The sequence below is a fragment of the Pseudomonas brassicacearum subsp. neoaurantiaca genome (assembly GCF_013608025.1).
Classification (GTDB): Bacteria; Pseudomonadota; Gammaproteobacteria; order Pseudomonadales; family Pseudomonadaceae; genus Aquipseudomonas.
This window is the reverse complement of the sequence record NZ_VDLV01000004.1, coordinates 229889-247911: the sequence shown is the minus strand read 5'-3', so window position 1 is coordinate 247911 and position 18023 is coordinate 229889. Positions and strand designations below refer to the sequence as shown.

Here is an 18023-nt window from a genome sequence, read left to right as displayed (position 1 = left end):
GGGTGCAAGGCATATGCCAGTGCTGCGGTTTTGTGCGAGTGCCTCGCTTGCGACGCCGTTGCGCGGCTATAATCGCCGCCTCATTTCGTCGCCCGAGTCAAAGCCGCCCATGTACACCCTGGCCCGTGAACTGCTGTTCAAACTCTCCCCGGAAACCTCCCACGACCTGTCCCTGGACTTGATCGGCGCGGGCGGGCGCTTGGGTCTCAACGGTCTGCTGTGCAAGGCCCCGGCGAAACTGCCGGTGACGGTCATGGGCCTGGAGTTTCCCAACCCGGTCGGGTTGGCGGCGGGCCTGGACAAGAATGGCGCGGCCATCGACGGCTTTGCGCAGTTGGGTTTCGGCTTCGTGGAAATCGGTACCGTGACGCCGCGACCGCAGCCGGGCAACCCCAAGCCACGCCTCTTTCGCCTGCCCCAGGCCGAGGCGATCATCAATCGCATGGGCTTCAACAACCTCGGCGTCGATCACCTGCTGGCCCGTGTCGCGGCGGCCAAGTACAAGGGCGTGCTGGGCATCAACATCGGCAAGAATTTCGATACCCCGGTGGAACGCGCCGTCGACGACTACCTGACCTGCCTGGACAAGGTCTACGCCCACGCCAGCTATGTCACCGTGAACGTCAGTTCCCCGAACACCCCGGGCCTGCGCAGCCTGCAATTCGGAGATTCCCTCAAGCAACTGCTGGCCGACCTGGCCCGGCGCCGCGCTGAGCTGGCGACCATCCATGGTCGGCATGTGCCGCTGGCGATCAAGATTGCTCCGGACATGAGCGACGAAGAAACCGTCCAGGTGGCCCAGGCGCTGATCGAGACTGGCATGGACGCAGTGATCGCCACCAACACCACGTTGGGCCGCGAAGGTGTCGAAGGGCTGGAACACGGTGACGAGGCGGGCGGCTTGTCTGGCGCGCCGGTGCGCGACAAGAGCACCCACACCGTGAGCGTGCTGGCGGGTGAACTGGCGGGACGCTTGCCGATCATCGCGGCGGGGGGGATTACCGAAGGCCGCCACGCCGCCGAGAAGATCACCGCCGGGGCGAGTCTGGTGCAGGTTTATTCGGGGTTCATCTACAAGGGGCCGGCGTTGATTCGCGAATCGGTGGATGCGATTGCGGCGTTGGGGTGAATCAAAGGTTAACGTTCTGCGCAGATCCATTGTGGCGAGGGAGCTTGCTCCCGCTGGGCTGCGCAGCAGCCCCAAAACCATGACACGCGGTTGTCCAGGAAAATAGTGCCAGCCGGTTTCAGGACTGCTTCGCAGTCCAGCGGGAGCAAGCTCCCTCGCCACAGGATGGTGTTGTCTTTGAGATGTCCATTAAAAAGGGCTCCTCGAAGGAGCCCCCTGGGCCGAAGCCCGCCGTCCGGATGGGACGTGCGTGGTTAAATCGGTTTGGATGTCAAATTGTCGAGTTCTTGAGTAATAGGCCCTGTGTCAGCCGACGGCGTGAAGTTCGTTGAGTCTGTGGATACCCGCAGTGCCGGTCATACCGTCCCAGTTGTCGCCGCGTCCTTCCCGCCAGCCATTGATCCAGGCTTGACGTACCGACGGTAGAGTAAAGGGGCAAAGCTCACGGGATTTACCACCAACGCCATATTGGTAACCGCGTAAAAAAGCTCTTTCCAACGGATCACGCTTAAGTCTTCTCATAGGGTGTTGCCCTCACTTGTTGACTGTTGCTTAGCGTCGACCTCTATCGAGGCCGGGGCAGAATCATTCTGCCGTTGGTGGCTCGTTGCCGGCGTGACGAGCCAAGGTGTTGACGCCGTTGCGACGTCAACCTGTGGTGAGTTCTAACCAAAGCGTCACACGGATGGAATGATCGTTTTGTCATAAGCACGTAACAATAAAGATGTTAGTGCGATAAGTAACATGATGTTCGACACCCGCTTTCGAGCAAGACCCCTGTATGATCAGCCCTGCGCTGAAAGGCGGTCGCCGAAATCGAATGAGAATGTCCCCCTGTTGCACTCAGGTACTATTCGACGAAAGGGACGACTTTTCACAATTTGTTGCACAGAATTTTTTATCTGTCCTCGCATCTAAGCTCTTTGAACCTGAGCGGCGAGGACGGAGCGGCACACTTTCGTGCCACGCGGGTGCTCTTGAGAAAAGCACCTGACTGAACCCGGCCCGGCAATGCGTTGCCCGGTCCACTTAGCCAAAGGCTCTGGAAATCCCATGTCCGATCGTTTCGAACTCTTCCTCACTTGTCCCAAGGGCCTCGAAGGCCTGCTTATCGAGGAAGCCGTCGGGCTTGGCCTTGAAGAGGCGCGCGAGCATACCTCCGCCGTGCGCGGCATGGCCGACATGGAAACGGCTTATCGCCTGTGCCTGTGGTCGCGTCTGGCGAACCGCGTGTTGCTGGTGCTCAAGCGCTTCCCGATGAAGGACGCCGAAGACCTTTACCACGGTGTCCTGGACGTCGATTGGCAAGACCACATGCTCGCCGACGGCACCCTTGCGGTGGAGTTCAGCGGCCACGGCTCGGGCATCGACAACACCCATTTCGGCGCCCTTAAGGTCAAGGACGCCATCGTCGACAAGCTGCGCACGCCGTCGGGCGAGCGCCCGTCCATCGACAAGCTCAACCCGGACCTGCGCATCCACCTGCGCCTGGACCGCGGCGAAGCGATTCTCTCCCTGGACCTCTCGGGCCATAGCCTGCACCAGCGCGGTTATCGCCTGCAGCAAGGCGCCGCGCCGCTGAAGGAAAACCTCGCCGCCGCGATCCTGATCCGCGCCGGTTGGCCGCGCATTGCCGCCGAAGGCGGGGCGCTGGCCGACCCGATGTGCGGTGTCGGCACGTTCCTGGTGGAAGCCGGGATGATCGCCGCCGACATGGCGCCAAACTTGCGTCGCCAGCAATGGGGCTTTACCGCGTGGCTCGGCCACGTGCCAGCGTTGTGGAAGAAACTCCATGAAGAAGCCTCTGAGCGCGCCGCCGCCGGGCTGGCCAAGCCGCCATTGTGGATTCGTGGCTACGAGGCCGATCCACGGCTGATCCAGCCAGGCCGCAACAACGTCGAGCGTGCGGGCCTGAGCGAGTGGATCAAGATCTACCAGGGCGAAGTCGCCACTTTCGAACCGCGTCCGGACCAGAACCAGAAAGGCCTGGTGATCTGCAACCCACCGTATGGCGAGCGCCTGGGCGACGAAGCCAGCCTGCTTTATCTCTACCAGAACCTCGGCGAACGCCTGCGCCAGGCCTGCCTGAACTGGGAGGCCGCAGTGTTTACCGGCGCGCCGGACCTGGGCAAGCGCATGGGCATTCGCAGTCACAAACAGTATTCGTTCTGGAACGGCGCCTTGCCGTGCAAGTTGCTGCTGATCAAGGTCCTGCCGGACCAGTTCGTCACCGGCGAGCGTCGCACTCCGGAACAACGCCAGGCCGAGCGTGAGCAATCCGCCTACGACCAGACCCCGGATGTCCCGCAAGAGCGTCAGTACAACAAGAACGGCAACCCGATCAAGCCAGCGCCGGCACCGGCTCCCGTGGTCGAGCAGGCGCGCCTGAGCGAAGGCGGGCAGATGTTCGCCAATCGCCTGCAGAAAAACCTCAAGCTGTTGAGCAAGTGGGCCAAGCGTGAAGGCGTGGACTGCTATCGCGTCTACGATGCGGACATGCCGGAATACTCGATGGCCATCGACCTGTACCACGATTGGGTTCACGTGCAGGAGTACGTCGCACCGAAGTCCATCGATCCGGAAAAGGCCTCGGCCCGCTTGTTCGATGCGCTGGCGGCCATTCCCCAGGCCTTGAACGTCGACAAGAGCCGCGTGGTCATCAAGCGTCGCGAGCGCCAGAGCGGCACCAAGCAGTACGAGCGCCAGAGTGCCCAGGGCAAGTTCACCGAGGTCAACGAAGGCGGCGTGAAGCTGCTCGTCAACCTCACGGATTACCTCGATACCGGGCTATTTCTCGATCACCGGCCAATGCGGTTGCGAATCCAGAAAGAAGCCGCCGGCAAGCGCTTCCTCAACCTGTTCTGCTACACCGCGACCGCCAGCGTTCACGCTGCCAAGGGCGGCGCGCGCAGCACCACCAGCGTCGATTTGTCGAAAACCTACCTGGATTGGGCGCGGCGTAACCTGTCGCTCAATGGTTTTTCCGACAAGAACCGCCTGGAGCAGGGCGACGTGATGGCGTGGCTGGAGGCCAGCCGTGACGAGTACGACCTGATCTTTATCGATCCGCCGACCTTCTCCAACTCCAAGCGCATGGAAGGCGTGTTCGACGTGCAGCGCGATCACGTCCAGTTGCTCGACCTGGCCATGGCGCGGCTGGCGCCGGGCGGCGTGCTGTATTTCTCCAACAACTTCCGCAAGTTCCAACTCGAAGAGAACCTGGGCGAGCGTTACGCGGTGGAGGAAATCACCGCGAAGACCATCGATCCGGACTTCGCCCGGAACAGCAAGATTCACCGCGCATGGAAAATCATGGCGCGCTGAACTCGTTGATTGGATCCATCCAAGCCTTGAAATTCAAGGCTTTCGGGTGTTTTTGGGGCTGGCTAAAATAGTGGCATATAGCTATAACTTAGCTGTGACCGGGGCCGTTCAAATGCCTGGTCCTTTTCTGAGTTATGGGTATGGCATTACATCCGGTGCGTCCCAGGATCCTGGGTTTTATCAGCGAAGACGTTTCAGCGTGGCTGGTGGCTTTTCTGGTCCTGGCGGCGGGGGCTTTGCTGACCGGCTTGTTGGCCTGGGGCACGCTGAATCTGTTCAATCAGCAGCTGCGCCAGCGTTTCGCGCTGCAAGTCGACGAACGCTATAGCCGCATCGAAGAACGCTTCCAGGACCAGGTGCAACGCCTCGACAGCCTGAGGCGTTTCTTCGCCAACTCCGATGGGGTTTCCAACACCGAATTCCATGGCTACACCGAAGCCATGCTGCGCCATACCCGGGCCTTCGCCTGGGCGCCCCGGGTGCTGCGGGACGAGCGGCAGGCGTTTGAGCACCAGGCGCGGGCCGAAGTGTCCGGTACGTTTACCATTCGTGAGCCGGACGAGGCGGGTGTGCTGCGCGAGGCCCCCGAACGGGACGAATACGTGCCGGTGCTGTACGTCCAGGGCCAGCCCTCCTATGGCGCGCCGCTGGGCCTGGATCTGCTTCACCATCCCACGCGCCGCGCCACGCTGGAACGGGCCCGCGAACGTAACGCCATGGCGGTGTCCCAACCTCTGGACCTGGTCGGCGTCGATCCGGTCTTTTCCAGGGGGATCATGCTCGCCGCGCCGGTGGTGCGGCATTCCGGGAACGAGTTGTTGGGTTTCGTCGTGGCTGCCGTCAGCATGCGCCAGTTGATGTCCGATGGCCTGCCGGATTCGGGGCACGACAACCTGTCGATGCGGGTGCTCGACCTGTCCAGCGATGACCACCAAGAGGTGCTGTACGAGAGTCCCGACCGCCCGGGCAAAAGCGAGTTGTCGGCGACCCGGCTGTTGCGCCTGGCCGATCGTGACTTCCGGGTTGAGCTGCGCCCCAGCCACCTGTTCCTGTCGAGCAACCATTCCAGCGTCGTGAGCCTGACAGTGCTGGGCGGGTTACTCAGCCTGATGCTCAGCGTCTTGTTCTACACGCTGGTCAGCCAACGGCAACGGGCCCTGGCGCTGGTGGAGCAACGGACCCAGGAACTGCGGGCGCGGGAAACGGAATTGCGCGGCACCCATGGCCAGTTGAGGGGTGTGCTCGACGCCGCGACGCAGGTCGCGATCATTGCCACTGATCTGCGCGGTGTCATCACGACCTTCAATGCCGGTGCCGAGCAGATGCTCGGTTATCAGAGCCGCGAAGTCTTGCAGAGCATGACCCTGGAGAGCCTCCACGTTCCGCGCGAGCTGCAGGAGCGGGCGGCCCAACTCGCCGCGCGCTTTGGCAAGCCGATCCCCACCTGCCACGCGATGTTGCTGGAAGGGGGAGAACAGGGTGGCCAGCAAGCGCGGGAGTGGACCCTGGTGCGCCGCGACGGCAGCCTTCTGACGGTAAACATGCTGGCGACGCCGGTACTCGACGACCAAGGGCTGTGGGTCGGGCACCTGGCGATCTGCATCGACGTCACCGAACGCAAGCGCGTCCACGAGGCATTGGCCGCACGGGATCTATTGTTGAAGAAACTCAGCGCCCATGTTCCCGGCGGTATCTATCAGTTCAAGATGGATTTCAACGGCAGCTTCAGTGTGATCTACGCCAGCGATGGCATCCGCGATATCTACGAACTGGAGCCGGACGTGCTGGTGCGGCACGCCGAAGCGATTTTCTCGCGCATTCATCCGTTGGACAGCGCGCGGGTTCGCGAGTCGATCCGCACCTCGGCCGACACCTTGAGGCCATGGCGCGAAGAGTATCGGGTGCAACTGCCACTGCGCGGCCTGCGCTGGGTTCGCGGCGAGGCGACGCCTGAGCAACTGCCGGGCGGCGGGGTGTTGTGGCACGGATACATTTCCGACATCTCCGACCTCAAGCGCGTGGAAGAAGAGCTGCGGGCACTATCAGTGACCGATGCCTTGACCGGCATTCGCAACCGGCGTTATTTCCAGGAGCGGCTGACCTCGGAGTTGGCCCGGGTTGAACGCGGCACTGGGGAGATGGCGGTCATCATGCTCGACATCGACCATTTCAAGCGCATCAACGACCAGTACGGCCACGCGATGGGCGATCGAGTGCTGCAAGCGGTCTGCCAGCGCATTACCCAGCGACTGCGACGCACCGATGTGTTCTGCCGGCTCGGCGGGGAAGAGTTCGTGGTGTTGTGCCCGGACACCGATGGCGAAAGCGCCTACACGCTGGCCATAGGACTGTGGGACGGCCTGCGTGGGGCGCCCATCGAGGAGGTAGGGGTCATCACCGCCAGTTTTGGCGTCGCCAGCCTCCGTCCCGGCGAAGGCGCCGATGCGCTTTTGCTAAGGGCCGACTCCGGGGTCTACGCGGCCAAGCAGGCCGGGCGCGATCGGGTCGAGGCGCAGTTGGGATAATCGTTTGTACTCGAACCACTGTGGGAGCGAGCTTGCTCGCGATAGCGGTGTGTCATTCAGCATCGATGTCTGCTGATCTACCGAATCGCGAGCAAGCTCGCTCCCACATTTGATGTCATGTCGCTCCGGCTCAGAGCACCGAAGCCGCCTGCGGGAGCTTCGGCTGGCGATACAGGTCGAGCAATACCTGGTCCAGCACCGAAGAGGCGCCCCATGGCTTCGGATCGTTGAGGATCGCCACGACCGCCCAGGTGTTGCCGTTGATGTCGCGGCTGAAGCCGGCGATGGCTCGGACGGTGTTCAGCGTGCCGGTCTTGATGTGGGCTTCGCCGGCCATGGCGGTGGTCTTGAGACGCTTGCGCATGGTGCCGTCGGTGCCGGCGATAGGCATCGAGCTGATGTATTCCGCCGCATACGGACTGTGCCATGCCGCCTGCAGCATCGCCGCCATTTCCCGGGCGCTGACCCGTTCGGCGCGGGACAGGCCCGAGCCGTTTTCCATCACCAGGTGCGGCGCGGTGATGCCTTTCTTGGCCAGCCACTGGCGTACCACCCGCTGCGCAGCCTTGGCGTCGTCACCGTCGGCCTCGTTGCGAAACTGCGCGCCCAGGCTGAGGAACAGTTGCTGGGCCATGGTGTTGTTACTGTATTTGTTGATGTCGCGAATGATCTCCGCCAAGTCCGGCGAAAACGCCCGGGCAAGCAATTTGGCGTTGCCCGGGGTCGCGGCCAGGCGATCGTTGCCCTGGATGCTGCCGCCCAGCTCTTTCCAGATTGCCCGCACGGCACCAGCGGTGTAGGTGGCGTGATCGAGCAATGACAGGTAGGTCTGGGAGCTGCATCCGTCGCCGAGTTGGCCACTGACGGTAACGGTCATGCTGCCATCGGCGTTCGCCACCGGGTTGTAGCGAACGCCGCCGGCGCATTGCTTGCCGTTGACGGCCTTGACCACGTTTTCGATGCGGATGCTGGCGATCGGCGGCTCGACCGATACCAGCACCCGGCCGCCATCATTGCGGGCGACGAAGCGCAGGGCCTTGAGGTTGACCAGCAGCGAGTCGGGCTTGACCAGGAAGGGTTTGTTCTCGTCGTTGCCGTCGTCGTTGAACTCAGGCAATTGGGGCTGGATGAAAAAACTGCGATCCAGCACCAGGTCTCCGGTGACCTGCTGCACGCCGTTGGCCCGTAAATCGCGCATCAACAGCCAGAGCTTTTCCATGTTCAGCTTCGGGTCGCCGCCGCCCTTGAGGTACAGGTTGCCGTTGAGGATGCCACCGCTGAGCGTCCCGTCGGTATAGAACTCGGTTTTCCACTGGTGGTTCGGCCCGAGCATCTCCAAAGCAGCGTAGGTCGTGACCAATTTCATGGTGGACGCCGGGTTCACGGAAACATCGGCGTTGTATAGCGTCGGCGTGCCGGGACCATCGAGCGGCACCATGACCAGGGACAAGGCGTTGTCTTGCAGCTTGCTGTTCTTGAGAGCCTTTTGCACATTCGGCGACAGGGCGGTGTTGATTGTGGCGGCGCTGGTGGTGGCGGGGAGGGCCAGGGGAAGAAGAAGGCTGGCCAGGAGCAATGGACGCAAAGATTTGATCATGTGAAGTAAAACCCTGCAGGCGAGGGGAAAAAAGACGAGGACATGAAAATGAACGCCCTCAACGGTCATGAAAGTTCGGCATTATGCCCCAAGGCGTAACGGCTTGTGCCGTGCCCAAGCCCGTCGAAGCGGTATTTTTTTACCGGCGGTAGCCCGACAGGCCCGATGAGTCGGGCAATCGACGCACCAAACTGGTAAAGTGCCGGCCGTTATTACTTATGAGGATTGTTCCAATGGCGACTAACCGTTCCCAGCGTCTGCGCAAAAAACTGTGCGTGGATGAATTTCAAGAGCTGGGTTTCGAACTGAACCTGGATTTCAAAGAAGATCTGGCTGATGAGGCTATTGACGCTTTCCTCGACGCTTTCCTGAAAGAAGCCATGGAAGCCAATGGCCTGGGCTATGTCGGCGGTGACGACTACGGCCTGGTTTGCCTGCAGAAGCGTGGCTCGGTGACCGAAGAGCAGCGCGCTGCCGTTGAAGCCTGGCTCAAGGCCCGTCCTGAGCTGACCAGCGTCGAAGTCAGCCCGTTGCTGGACGTGTGGTACCCGGAAAAGCCGATCAACGCTAAGGCTTGATGGTGTAGAAAAACCGGCAACCTTTACAGGTGCCGGTTTTTTTGTGCCTGGATTTTTTGCCGTCTATCAGGCCGCTATCGCGAGCAAGCTCGCTCCCACAGGTTATTTGAACGACGCAAAACCCCTGTGGGAGCGAGCTTGCTCGCGATGCTTTCAGGCATTGCGCCAATTCAGGATCAACAACGTCAATACCCCCGCCACGATCCCCCAGAACGCCGAACCGATGGAAAACAGCGTCAGCCCCGACGCCGTGACCATGAAGGTGACCAGCGCCGCCTCCCGCTCCTTCACTTCGCTCATGGCGATGCTCAAACCGTTGATGATCGACCCGAACAGCGCCAGGGCCGCGATGGACAACACCAGTTCCTTGGGCAGCGCCGCGAACAGTGCCGCCAGCGTTGCGCCGAACACTCCGGCAATCCCATAGAAAATCCCGCACCACACCGCGGCCGTGTAGCGCTTGTTGCGATCTTCATGGGCATGCGGCCCGGTGCAGATCGCAGCACTGATCGCCGCCAGGTTGATGCCGTGGGAGCCGAACGGCGCCAGCAGCAGCGAGGCGATGCCGGTGCTGGTGATCAACGGCGAGGCCGGTACGTTGTAGCCGTCTGCCCGCAGTACGGCAATGCCGGGCATGTTCTGAGAGGTCATCGCCACCACGAACAGCGGAATGCCGATGCTGATGGTGGCTGCCAGGGAAAAGTGCGGCGTGGTCCAGACCGGTGTCGCGACTTCCAGGGCGAAACCGCTGAAATCCAAGAGTCCCAACAGGCCCGACAGCGCGGTGCCGACCAGCAACGCCGCCAGGACCGCATAACGCGGCGACAGGCGCTTGACGATCAGGTAGGTGAAGAACATGCCCAGCACGAGGCCGGTGCGGTGCTGGGTGGCGACGCATATTTCGCTGCCGATCTTGAACAGGATGCCCGCCAGCAACGCCGCCGCCAGCGAGGCCGGAATGCGCTTGACCAGGCGCTCGAAACTGCCGGTCAGGCCGCAGATCGTCACCAACACCGCGCACGTTATATAGGCACCGATGGCCTCGCCATAACTCACGCCGCCCAGGCTGGTGATCAACAACGCAGCGCCCGGGGTCGACCAGGCGATGGTGATCGGCGTGCGGTAGCGCAGCGACAGGCCAATGGAACACACGGCCATGCCGATGGAGATCGCCCAGATCCACGAGGAAATCTGCCCGCTGGTCAGGCCCGCCGCTTGCCCGGCCTGGAACATCAGCACCAGGGAACTGGTGTAGCCGGTCATCATGGCGATGAACCCGGCGACGATGGCCGAGGGCGACGTATCGGCCAATGGACGAAGTGGCGCGGTCGTGACTTCGGTCATGGTGGGCGGTGATCCTTGTTGTAGATTGGCTGGCCTTGGTGGGCCACAGGTTTCGGGTTTAAGCCTAAACTCAACACCGTAGTCGATTGCAATACAGCCATGCCCGCAAAGAGCCGTACAGTCGTGTTGCCATCAGAGGTTGTGTACAATCGCCGTGTTTTTTACGCGATACTTGCCAGCGACCCGCTGTGCCGTATTACAGTCACGGTTAAATCGCCGCAGTTCTCCCGACTCGAGTGCCCATGAACGAACAGTTGCAGCCCCTCAAGAAACAACCGCGAGCAGGCAAAGCCGGCCGCAGCGGAACCCAGGACGACATTGTCTATGCGCACATTTTCGAGGCCATCCTCGAACAGCGCCTGGCGCCCGGTACCAAATTGAGCGAAGAGGCACTTGGGGAGATTTTCGGGGTCAGCCGCACCATCATTCGCCGCGCGCTGTCGCGCCTGGCCCATGAAGGGGTGGTGCTGTTGCGGCCCAATCGCGGCGCCGTAGTGGCGAGCCCGAGTGTCGAAGAGGCCCGCCAGGTATTTTTCGCCCGGCGCATGGTGGAGAAGGCAATCACGGAACTGGCGGTCCAGCACGCCACCGCCGAGCAGCTTGCCGAACTGCGGCAGATGGTCAGCGACGAGCGCGACAGTTTCTCGCGCGGCGATCGTGGCGCCGGCATCCGGTTGTCGGGCGAGTTCCACTTGAAGCTCGCCGAGGCGGCGAAGAATGCTCCGCTGATCAGCTTCCAGCGCAGCCTGGTGTCCCAGACCTCGTTGATCATCGCCCAGTACGAAAGCGGCAACCGATCCCACTGTTCCTATGACGAACACACCCAACTGATCGACGCCATCGAGGCGCGCGACGCCAAGCTGGCGGTGGACCTGATGATGCATCACATGGACCACATCGACAGCAAGCTCAACCTCGACGAGGAAAGCGCGTCGGACGACTTGCATGCGGTGTTCTCGCATCTGTTGCAGAGCAAGAAGCCGGGGCGTACGCCTGCCAAGCTCTGATCGTTGAACCAGTCATACCGCCAATCGCGAGCAAGCTCGCTCCCACAGGGGTTATGTGTACACCACAAATCCACTGTGGGAGCGAGCTTGCTCGCGATAGCGTCCTGGCAGGCAATACAACCTACCGCTGGTGCACCAACCGACCCGCCGCGTAAGTCTGCGCAACCGTCCGATCATCCCCCAGCGTCATCAGCACGAACAACCGCTCGGCAATGTCCTTGGCCTGCTGGAGGCGATAGCTCAACAGCGGCGTGGCGTTGTAGTCCAGCACCAGGAAATCCGCATCCGTCCCCGGCTGCAACGTCCCGATCTTATCCTCAAGGCGCAAGGCCCGCGCGCCGCCGAGGGTAGCCAGGTACAGCGATTTGAATGGACTCAGCCGCGCGCCTTGCAACTGCATGACCTTGTACGCTTCGTTCAAGGTTTGCAGCAGCGAGAAACTGGTGCCGCCTCCCACGTCCGTCCCCAGCCCTACGTTCACTTTGTGCTTTTCGGCCATTGGCAGGTTGAACAGCCCGCTGCCTAGGAAAAAATTCGAGGTTGGGCAGAAAGCGATGGCCGAACCGGTCTGAGCCAGGCGCGCGCATTCGTCGTCGCACAGGTGAACGCCGTGGGCGAACACCGAGCGTTCGCCGAGTAATTGGTAATGATCGTAGACGTCCAGGTAACCCTTGCGCTCCGGAAACAACTCCTTGACCCATTGCACTTCCTGCAGGTTCTCGCTGATGTGGGTCTGCATGTACAGGTCCGGGTATTCGCTGAGTAATTGGCCGGCCAGGGTCAGTTGCTCCGGGGTGCTCGTTGGTGCGAAGCGCGGCGTCACGGCGTAGTGCAGACGGCCCTTGCCATGCCAGCGCTCGATCAGCGCCTTGCTTTCGGAGTAGCTGGATTCGGCGGTATCGACCAGATAGTCGGGGGCGTTGCGGTCCATCATCACCTTGCCGGCGATCATCCGCAGGTCGAGTTTCTCGGCCACTTCGAAAAACGCATTCACCGATTGCGGGTGCACGCTGCCAAATACCAGGGCGGTGGTGGTGCCGTTGCGCAACAGTTCCTTGATGAAAATATCCGCCACCGCCTCGGCGTGGGCCTTGTCGGCGAACTGGCTTTCGCAGGGGAAGGTGTAGGTGTTCAGCCAATCCAGCAGTTGTTCGCCGTAGGCGCCGACCATGCCGGTTTGCGGCAGATGGATGTGGGTATCGATCAAACCGGGTGTGATCAACGCGTCCGGGTAATGGTGGATTTCGATATCCGCCGCCAGGGTCGGCAGCAAGTCGCTGGCGTGGCCGATGGCGCTGATCTGGCCGTTTTCCACCACCAGCAGGCCGTCCTCGAAGTATTCATAGGACGCCTCGATACCCACCTCGGCCGGGTCGGCGAGGCTGTGGAGCAGGGCGGCGCGGTAGGCTTTGCGTGTCAGGGGCATGGTCTGTCTCGATAAAAGGATTAACGCTGGCTGCGGCGCGAAACCGGCAGCAACTTGGCAATGGGTTCGGCGCGCGAGGTGTGCTGGCCGAAGTCCGCGTTATAGGTGGCGATGATTTCGCCGGCGATGGAGATGGCGATTTCCACAGGCAGCTTGCCTTTGACTTCGCCGATGCCCATCGGGCAACGCATGCGTTGCAGGGTGCCGCTGTCGAAACCGCGATCACGCAGCCGATGCTCGAACTTGACCCGTTTGGTCTTCGAGCCGATCAGGCCGAAGTAGGCGAAGTCGTTGCGCTTGAGGATCGCGGCGCTCAGTTCCAGGTCGAGCTGATGGTTGTGGGTCATGACGATGCAGTAGCTGCCGGCGGGCAACTCATCGACTTCATCCAGCGGTTCTTCGGTCACGATTTTTTGCACACCGTGGGACAGGTGTTCCGGGAACTCTGCTTCCCGCGAATCAATCCAGCGCACCCGGCACGGCAGGCTCGCCAGCAACGGCACCAGGGCGCGGCCGACGTGGCCGGCGCCGAACACGGCGATTTGCGCTTGGACCTGGCCCATGGGTTCGAACAGCAGCACGGTGACACCGCCGCAGCACTGGCCGAGGCTGGCGCCGAGGCTGAAGCGCTCCAGGTGGGTATTCTGCTGGCCGCTGGCGAGCATCTGCCGAGCGATCTCCATGGCCTTGTATTCCAGGTGCCCGCCACCGATGGTGTCGAACGTCTGGCTGGCGCTGATGACCATCTTCGAACCGGCGTTGCGCGGGGTGGAGCCGAGCTCTTCGATGATTGTCACCAGCACGCACGGTTCACCGCGGGTTTGCAGGTCGGCGAGGGCGCTGATCCAGTTGTACATATTCACCTCGACATCTCTGTTGTCTGTTCCGGCCTCATCGCGAGCAAGCTCGCTCCCACATAGGGTCGGTGTTCACAATCCCCTGTGGGAGCGAGCTTGCTCGCGAAAGCGGCGCTGCGGTCCTAAAGCGGAGCCAACTCGGCCTCAACTTGCTCAGGTTCCACAGTCTTCAACTGACGCATCTGCTCACACCCCCACAACACCCGCTCCGGCGTCGCCGGCGCGTCGATTCTTGGTTGATGCCGGTAATCCCCCAGGCTCGCCACGGCGTCCTTGATGGCGCACCACGCGGCGATGCCGAGCATGAACGGCGGTTCGCCCACGGCTTTGGAATGGAACACTGTGTCTTCGGGGTTCTTGCGGTTTTCCACCAACTTGACCCGCAAATCCAAAGGCATGTCAGCGACGGCGGGAATCTTGTAGCTGGCCGGGCCATTGGTCATCAGCTTGCCCTTGTCGTTCCACACCAGTTCTTCCATGGTCAGCCAGCCCATGCCCTGGATGAAGCCGCCCTCCACCTGGCCGACGTCGATGGCCGGGTTCAGCGAGGCGCCGACGTCGTGGAGGATGTCGGTGCGCAGCATCTTGTACTCGCCGGTGAGGGTGTCGACGATCACCTCGGCACACGCCGCGCCATAGGCGTAGTAATAGAACGGCCGGCCACGGGCCTGGCTGCGGTCGTAGTAGATTTTAGGGGTCTTGTAGAAGCCGGTGCTCGACAGCGAGACCTGGGCGAAATACGCCTGCTGCACCAGTGCCTCGAAGCTCAGGATGTGATCGCGCACCCGCACGTGGCCGTTGTGGAATTCCACGTCTTCTTCGCTGACTTTGTACTGCCGCGCGGCGAACTCCACCAGGCGTCGCTTGATGGTTTCGGCGGCATTCTGCGCGGCCTTGCCGTTCAGGTCGGCACCGCTCGATGCCGCGGTCGGCGAGGTGTTCGGGACTTTGTCGGTGTTGGTCGCGGTGATCTGTACGCGGTCCATTTCCACCTGGAACACCTCGGCCACCACTTGGGCGACCTTGGTGTTCAGGCCCTGGCCCATTTCCGTGCCGCCATGGTTGAGGTGGATGCTGCCGTCGGTGTAGACGTGTATCAGCGCCCCGGCCTGGTTGAGGAAGCTGGCGGTGAACGAGATGCCGAACTTCACGGGCGTCAGCGCCAAGCCCTTTTTGAGGATCGGGCTGTTGGCGTTGTAGCGGCGGATCGCTTCGCGGCGCTCGGCATATTGGCTGCTTTGTTCAAGCTCGGCGGTCATCTCTTCGAGCATGTTGTGCTCGACGGTCTGGTAGTAATGCGTGACGTTGCGCTCGGTCTTGCCGTAATAGTTGGCCTTGCGCACCGCCAGCGGATCGAGCCCCAAGTGCCGTGCGATGGCGTCCATCACTTCCTCGATGGCGACCATGCCTTGAGGCCCGCCGAAGCCCCGATAGGCGGTGTTCGACGCGGTGTTGGTCTTGCAGCGGTGCCCGTTGATCGTCGCATCGCCCAAGTAATAGGCGTTGTCGGCATGGAACATCGCCCGGTCGACGATCGAGGCCGACAGGTCCGGCGAGCAGCCACAGTTGCCGGCCAGTTCAAGAGCGATGCCATGCAGGCGGCCGGTGCTGTCGAAGCCGACGTCGTATTCGATGTAGAAGGGGTGGCGCTTGCCGGTCATCAGCATGTCTTCGACGCGGGGCAGGCGCATCTTGGTCGGCTGGCCGGTGAGGTGTGCGATCACGGCGCACAGGCACGCCGGGCTGGCGGCCTGGGTTTCCTTGCCGCCGAACCCTCCGCCCATGCGGCGCATGTCCACCACGACTTTATTCATCGATACGCCCAATACCTCGGCCACCAGCTTCTGCACTTCGGTAGGGTTCTGGGTCGAGCAGTAGACGATCATGCCACCGTCCTCGGTGGGCATCACCGAGGAGATCTGGGTTTCCAGGTAAAAGTGTTCCTGGCCGCCGATGTGCAGCGAGCCCTGGATGCGATGCTCGGCACTCGCCAATGCGGTGGCTGAATCGCCGCGCTGGTGGGTGTGGCTGTCGAGCATGAAGTGCCGCTTGCGCAGCGCCTCGACGACGTCCAGCACCGGTTCGAGGTCTTCGTATTCAATGATCGCCGCCATCGCTGCCTTGCGAGCAGTCTCAAGGTCCTTGGCCGCGACGGCCAGCACCGGTTGGCCGACGAACTGCACATCGTTGATCGCCAGCAGCGGGTCACCGGGCAGCAGCGGGCCGATGTCCTTCAGGCCGGGAATATCCTGGTGGGTAATGGCGATGCGCACGCCTTCGAAGGCGTAGCAGGGCGCGGTGTCGATGCGCAGGATCCTGGCGTGGGCGCGGTCCGACAGCCGGGCGTAGACGTGCAACTGGTTGGGGAATTCCAGGCGGTCATCGATGTACTGCGCTTCGCCGGACACGTGCTTGGCGGCGCTGTCGTGCTTGACGCTGCGGCCCACGCCGGTGGTGAGGTCGCGGGCGAACAGTTCGGCCAGTTCGGCTTGGGTCTTCTCTACGGCGTGATGGTTAGACATAAGCGGTCACCCGAGTCTCGATGTGCGGCGTTTGCAGCTCGATGAAGTATTTGCGCAGCAGGTTGCGGGCGCTGAGCAGGCGATATTCCTTGCTGGCGCGGAAGTCCGAAAGGGGTGTGAAGTCCTCGGCCAGGGCGAGGCAGGCGCGCTCGACGGTGCTGTTTTTCCAGGGCGCACCGATCAGGACGGCTTCGCAATGCTTGGCGCGCTTGGGTGTGGCGGCCATTCCGCCGAAGGCGATACGAGCGTCTTGGACCACACCGTTTTCGATGCGCAGGTTGAATGCCGCGCAGACTGCGGAAATGTCATCGTCCAGTCGTTTGGAAACCTTGTAGGCGCGGAACGCCTGCTCGGCGCTGGCCCGGGGCACGATGATCTTTTCGATGAATTCGCTTTCCTGCCGGGCGGTGACCCGGTAATCGAGGAAATAGTCTTCCAGGGCCAGCGTGCGACGAACCTGGCCTTTGCACAGCACGATTTGCGCGCCGAGAGCGATCAGCAAGGGCGGTGAGTCGCCAATCGGCGAGGCGTTGCCGATATTGCCGCCCAGGGTGCCCTGGTTGCGGATCTGCAACGAGGCGAAGCGCTGGAGCAGTTCGCCGAAGTCCGGGTATTCGGCTTGCAGGGCTTCATAGCAATCGGAAAGCGGGGTGGCGGCACCGATTTCCAGGCGATCGTCGAAACGCTCGATGCGCTTGAGTTCGGCGACGTTGCCCACATAGATCATCACCGGCAGGGTGCGATGAAATTGTGTGACTTCCAGGGCCAGGTCGGTGCCGCCGGCCAGCAGGCGCGCTTGCGGATAAGCATCGTAGAGATCGGCCAGGTCGGCAACGGTCAGCGGGACCAGGCAACGCTTGTCGCCGCTGTTGAGTTCACCGGTTTCGGTCGGCGCGATGGCTTTCAGGCGGGAAATGGTTTCGGCCTCGCGGGCGTCGAACTGATCGGTTTGCTTGCCGCAACATGCCTGCTCGGCGGCGGCCAGGATCGGCCGGTAGCCGGTGCAGCGGCAAAGGTTGCCGGCCAACGCTTCATGGGCCTTGTGAGCGTCGGGTTGTTCGCTGTTCTTCTGCAAGGCGAACAGCGACATGACGAAACCCGGCGTGCAGAAACCGCATTGCGAACCGTGGCAATCGACCATGGCCTGCTGGACGCTGTGCAGTTGGCCGTTGTGCTTGAGGTCTTCGACGCTGATCAATTGCTTGCCGTGCAACGACGAAACGAACGTCAGGCACGAATTGAGGCTGCGGTAGCGAACGCGTTCGCGACCATCCGCGTCCGTTTCCAATTCGCCCACCACCACCGTGCACGCACCGCAGTCGCCGCTGGCGCAGCCTTCCTTGGTGCCGGGTTTGCCAACGTGCTCGCGCAAATAGTTGAGCACAGTCAGGTTCGGGTCCAGGGCGTGCTCGCTACGGAGTTCCTGGTTGAGTAAAAACTGGATCACGGAAGGCCTCGCAGATTCATTATTGTTGTATCGACGTGGGCTGAATTTAGCAGTTCTGACTTTTCGGTCAATGATTTTCTGACTTAAAGGTCAAGAAAATCCATTCGGTCGATGAACAACGATCTATGGACACTGTAGAACCCTGTGGGAGCCGAGCTTGCTCGCGATGACGGCGGTACATTCAGTATGGATGCAAGCTCACAGACCGCTATCGCGAGCAAGCTCGCTCCCACAGGGTCTGTTTCAGGAAGAGGGCTCAAATTTTTT

12 protein-coding genes are annotated in these 18023 nt (G+C 61.8%); 5 read left to right on the top strand and 7 right to left on the bottom strand.

Annotation, left to right across the window (positions count from 1 at the left end; genetic code table 11):
- Nucleotides 1-109: 109 nt before the first annotated feature.
- Nucleotides 110-1129, top strand: a complete 1020-nt coding sequence (locus FHK92_RS04210) for a quinone-dependent dihydroorotate dehydrogenase (RefSeq protein ID WP_181286955.1) — start codon at nt 110-112, stop codon at nt 1127-1129.
- 306 nt (nt 1130-1435) lie between these two features.
- On the opposite strand, the gene rmf is transcribed toward FHK92_RS04210, so the two are convergent.
- Nucleotides 1436-1651, bottom strand: a complete 216-nt coding sequence (rmf, locus tag FHK92_RS04205) for a ribosome modulation factor (RefSeq protein ID WP_003223300.1) — start codon at nt 1649-1651, stop codon at nt 1436-1438.
- A gap of 531 nt (nt 1652-2182) precedes the next feature.
- Here rmf and rlmKL point away from each other — a divergent pair.
- Both rlmKL and FHK92_RS04195 read left to right on the top strand, forming a co-directional pair.
- Nucleotides 2183-4453: a bifunctional 23S rRNA (guanine(2069)-N(7))-methyltransferase RlmK/23S rRNA (guanine(2445)-N(2))-methyltransferase RlmL gene (gene rlmKL, locus FHK92_RS04200; protein ID WP_181286954.1), complete on the top strand. Its 2271-nt coding sequence runs from the start codon at nt 2183-2185 to the stop codon at nt 4451-4453.
- Between the two features lie 140 nt (nt 4454-4593).
- Complete coding sequence (locus tag FHK92_RS04195; protein WP_181286953.1) at nt 4594-6978, top strand: sensor domain-containing diguanylate cyclase; 2385 nt, start codon at nt 4594-4596, stop codon at nt 6976-6978.
- 130 nt (nt 6979-7108) lie between these two features.
- Here FHK92_RS04195 and dacB read toward each other — a convergent pair whose 3' ends face one another.
- Nucleotides 7109-8575, bottom strand: coding sequence for a D-alanyl-D-alanine carboxypeptidase/D-alanyl-D-alanine endopeptidase (gene dacB / locus FHK92_RS04190; RefSeq protein WP_181286952.1), 1467 nt, complete (start codon nt 8573-8575; stop codon nt 7109-7111).
- A 233-nt stretch (nt 8576-8808) separates the two neighbouring features.
- Here dacB and FHK92_RS04185 point away from each other — a divergent pair, with 233 nt between their 5' ends.
- A complete protein-coding gene (locus tag FHK92_RS04185) occupies nt 8809-9153 on the top strand; it encodes a YggL family protein (protein WP_181286951.1) in 345 nt (114 codons plus the stop codon).
- A 153-nt stretch (nt 9154-9306) separates the two neighbouring features.
- Here the strand turns inward: FHK92_RS04185 and FHK92_RS04180 are convergent, their stop codons facing one another.
- Entirely contained in the window at nt 9307-10497 is a 1191-nt protein-coding gene (locus FHK92_RS04180; RefSeq protein WP_181286950.1) for a benzoate/H(+) symporter BenE family transporter, read from the bottom strand.
- A gap of 242 nt (nt 10498-10739) precedes the next feature.
- Between FHK92_RS04180 and FHK92_RS04175 the strand changes: the two genes are divergently transcribed.
- A complete protein-coding gene (locus FHK92_RS04175) occupies nt 10740-11504 on the top strand; it encodes a GntR family transcriptional regulator (protein WP_030140875.1) in 765 nt (254 codons plus the stop codon).
- A 121-nt stretch (nt 11505-11625) separates the two neighbouring features.
- Here the strand turns inward: FHK92_RS04175 and guaD are convergent, their stop codons facing one another.
- The 4 genes from guaD to xdhA all read right to left on the bottom strand — a co-directional run bounded on the left by guaD (nt 11626) and on the right by xdhA (nt 17756).
- On the bottom strand, nt 11626-12930 hold the full coding sequence (guaD, locus tag FHK92_RS04170; RefSeq protein ID WP_181286949.1) for a guanine deaminase: 1305 nt from the start codon (nt 12928-12930) through the stop codon (nt 11626-11628).
- 20 nt (nt 12931-12950) lie between these two features.
- A complete protein-coding gene (gene xdhC, locus FHK92_RS04165) occupies nt 12951-13787 on the bottom strand; it encodes a xanthine dehydrogenase accessory protein XdhC (protein WP_181286948.1) in 837 nt (278 codons plus the stop codon).
- 122 nt (nt 13788-13909) lie between these two features.
- Nucleotides 13910-16309 (bottom strand): xanthine dehydrogenase molybdopterin binding subunit, encoded by a 2400-nt coding sequence (gene xdhB, locus FHK92_RS04160; RefSeq protein WP_181286947.1) that lies wholly within the window; start codon nt 16307-16309, stop codon nt 13910-13912.
- Nucleotides 16302-17756, bottom strand: a complete 1455-nt coding sequence (gene xdhA, locus FHK92_RS04155; protein ID WP_181286946.1) for a xanthine dehydrogenase small subunit — start codon at nt 17754-17756, stop codon at nt 16302-16304. The genes xdhB and xdhA overlap by 8 nt, the downstream gene beginning before the upstream one ends.
- Nucleotides 17757-18023 lie beyond the last annotated feature (267 nt).

Bases quoted from the DNA above. Each gene is read 5' to 3' on its own strand.
- xdhB (WP_181286947.1), bottom strand. From the start codon at position 16,309: ATGTCTAACCATCACGCCGTAGAGAAGACCCAAGCCGAACTGGCCGAA.
- xdhC (WP_181286948.1), bottom strand. From the start codon at position 13,787: ATGTACAACTGGATCAGCGCCCTCGCCGACCTGCAAACCCGCGGTGAA.
- rlmKL (WP_181286954.1), top strand. From the start codon at position 2,183: ATGTCCGATCGTTTCGAACTCTTCCTCACTTGTCCCAAGGGCCTCGAA.
- FHK92_RS04210 (WP_181286955.1), top strand. From the start codon at position 110: ATGTACACCCTGGCCCGTGAACTGCTGTTCAAACTCTCCCCGGAAACC.
- guaD (WP_181286949.1), bottom strand. From the start codon at position 12,930: ATGCCCCTGACACGCAAAGCCTACCGCGCCGCCCTGCTCCACAGCCTC.
- FHK92_RS04195 (WP_181286953.1), top strand. From the start codon at position 4,594: ATGGCATTACATCCGGTGCGTCCCAGGATCCTGGGTTTTATCAGCGAA.
- dacB (WP_181286952.1), bottom strand. From the start codon at position 8,575: ATGATCAAATCTTTGCGTCCATTGCTCCTGGCCAGCCTTCTTCTTCCC.
- FHK92_RS04185 (WP_181286951.1), top strand. From the start codon at position 8,809: ATGGCGACTAACCGTTCCCAGCGTCTGCGCAAAAAACTGTGCGTGGAT.
- FHK92_RS04175 (WP_030140875.1), top strand. From the start codon at position 10,740: ATGAACGAACAGTTGCAGCCCCTCAAGAAACAACCGCGAGCAGGCAAA.
- rmf (WP_003223300.1), bottom strand. From the start codon at position 1,651: ATGAGAAGACTTAAGCGTGATCCGTTGGAAAGAGCTTTTTTACGCGGT.
- FHK92_RS04180 (WP_181286950.1), bottom strand. From the start codon at position 10,497: ATGACCGAAGTCACGACCGCGCCACTTCGTCCATTGGCCGATACGTCG.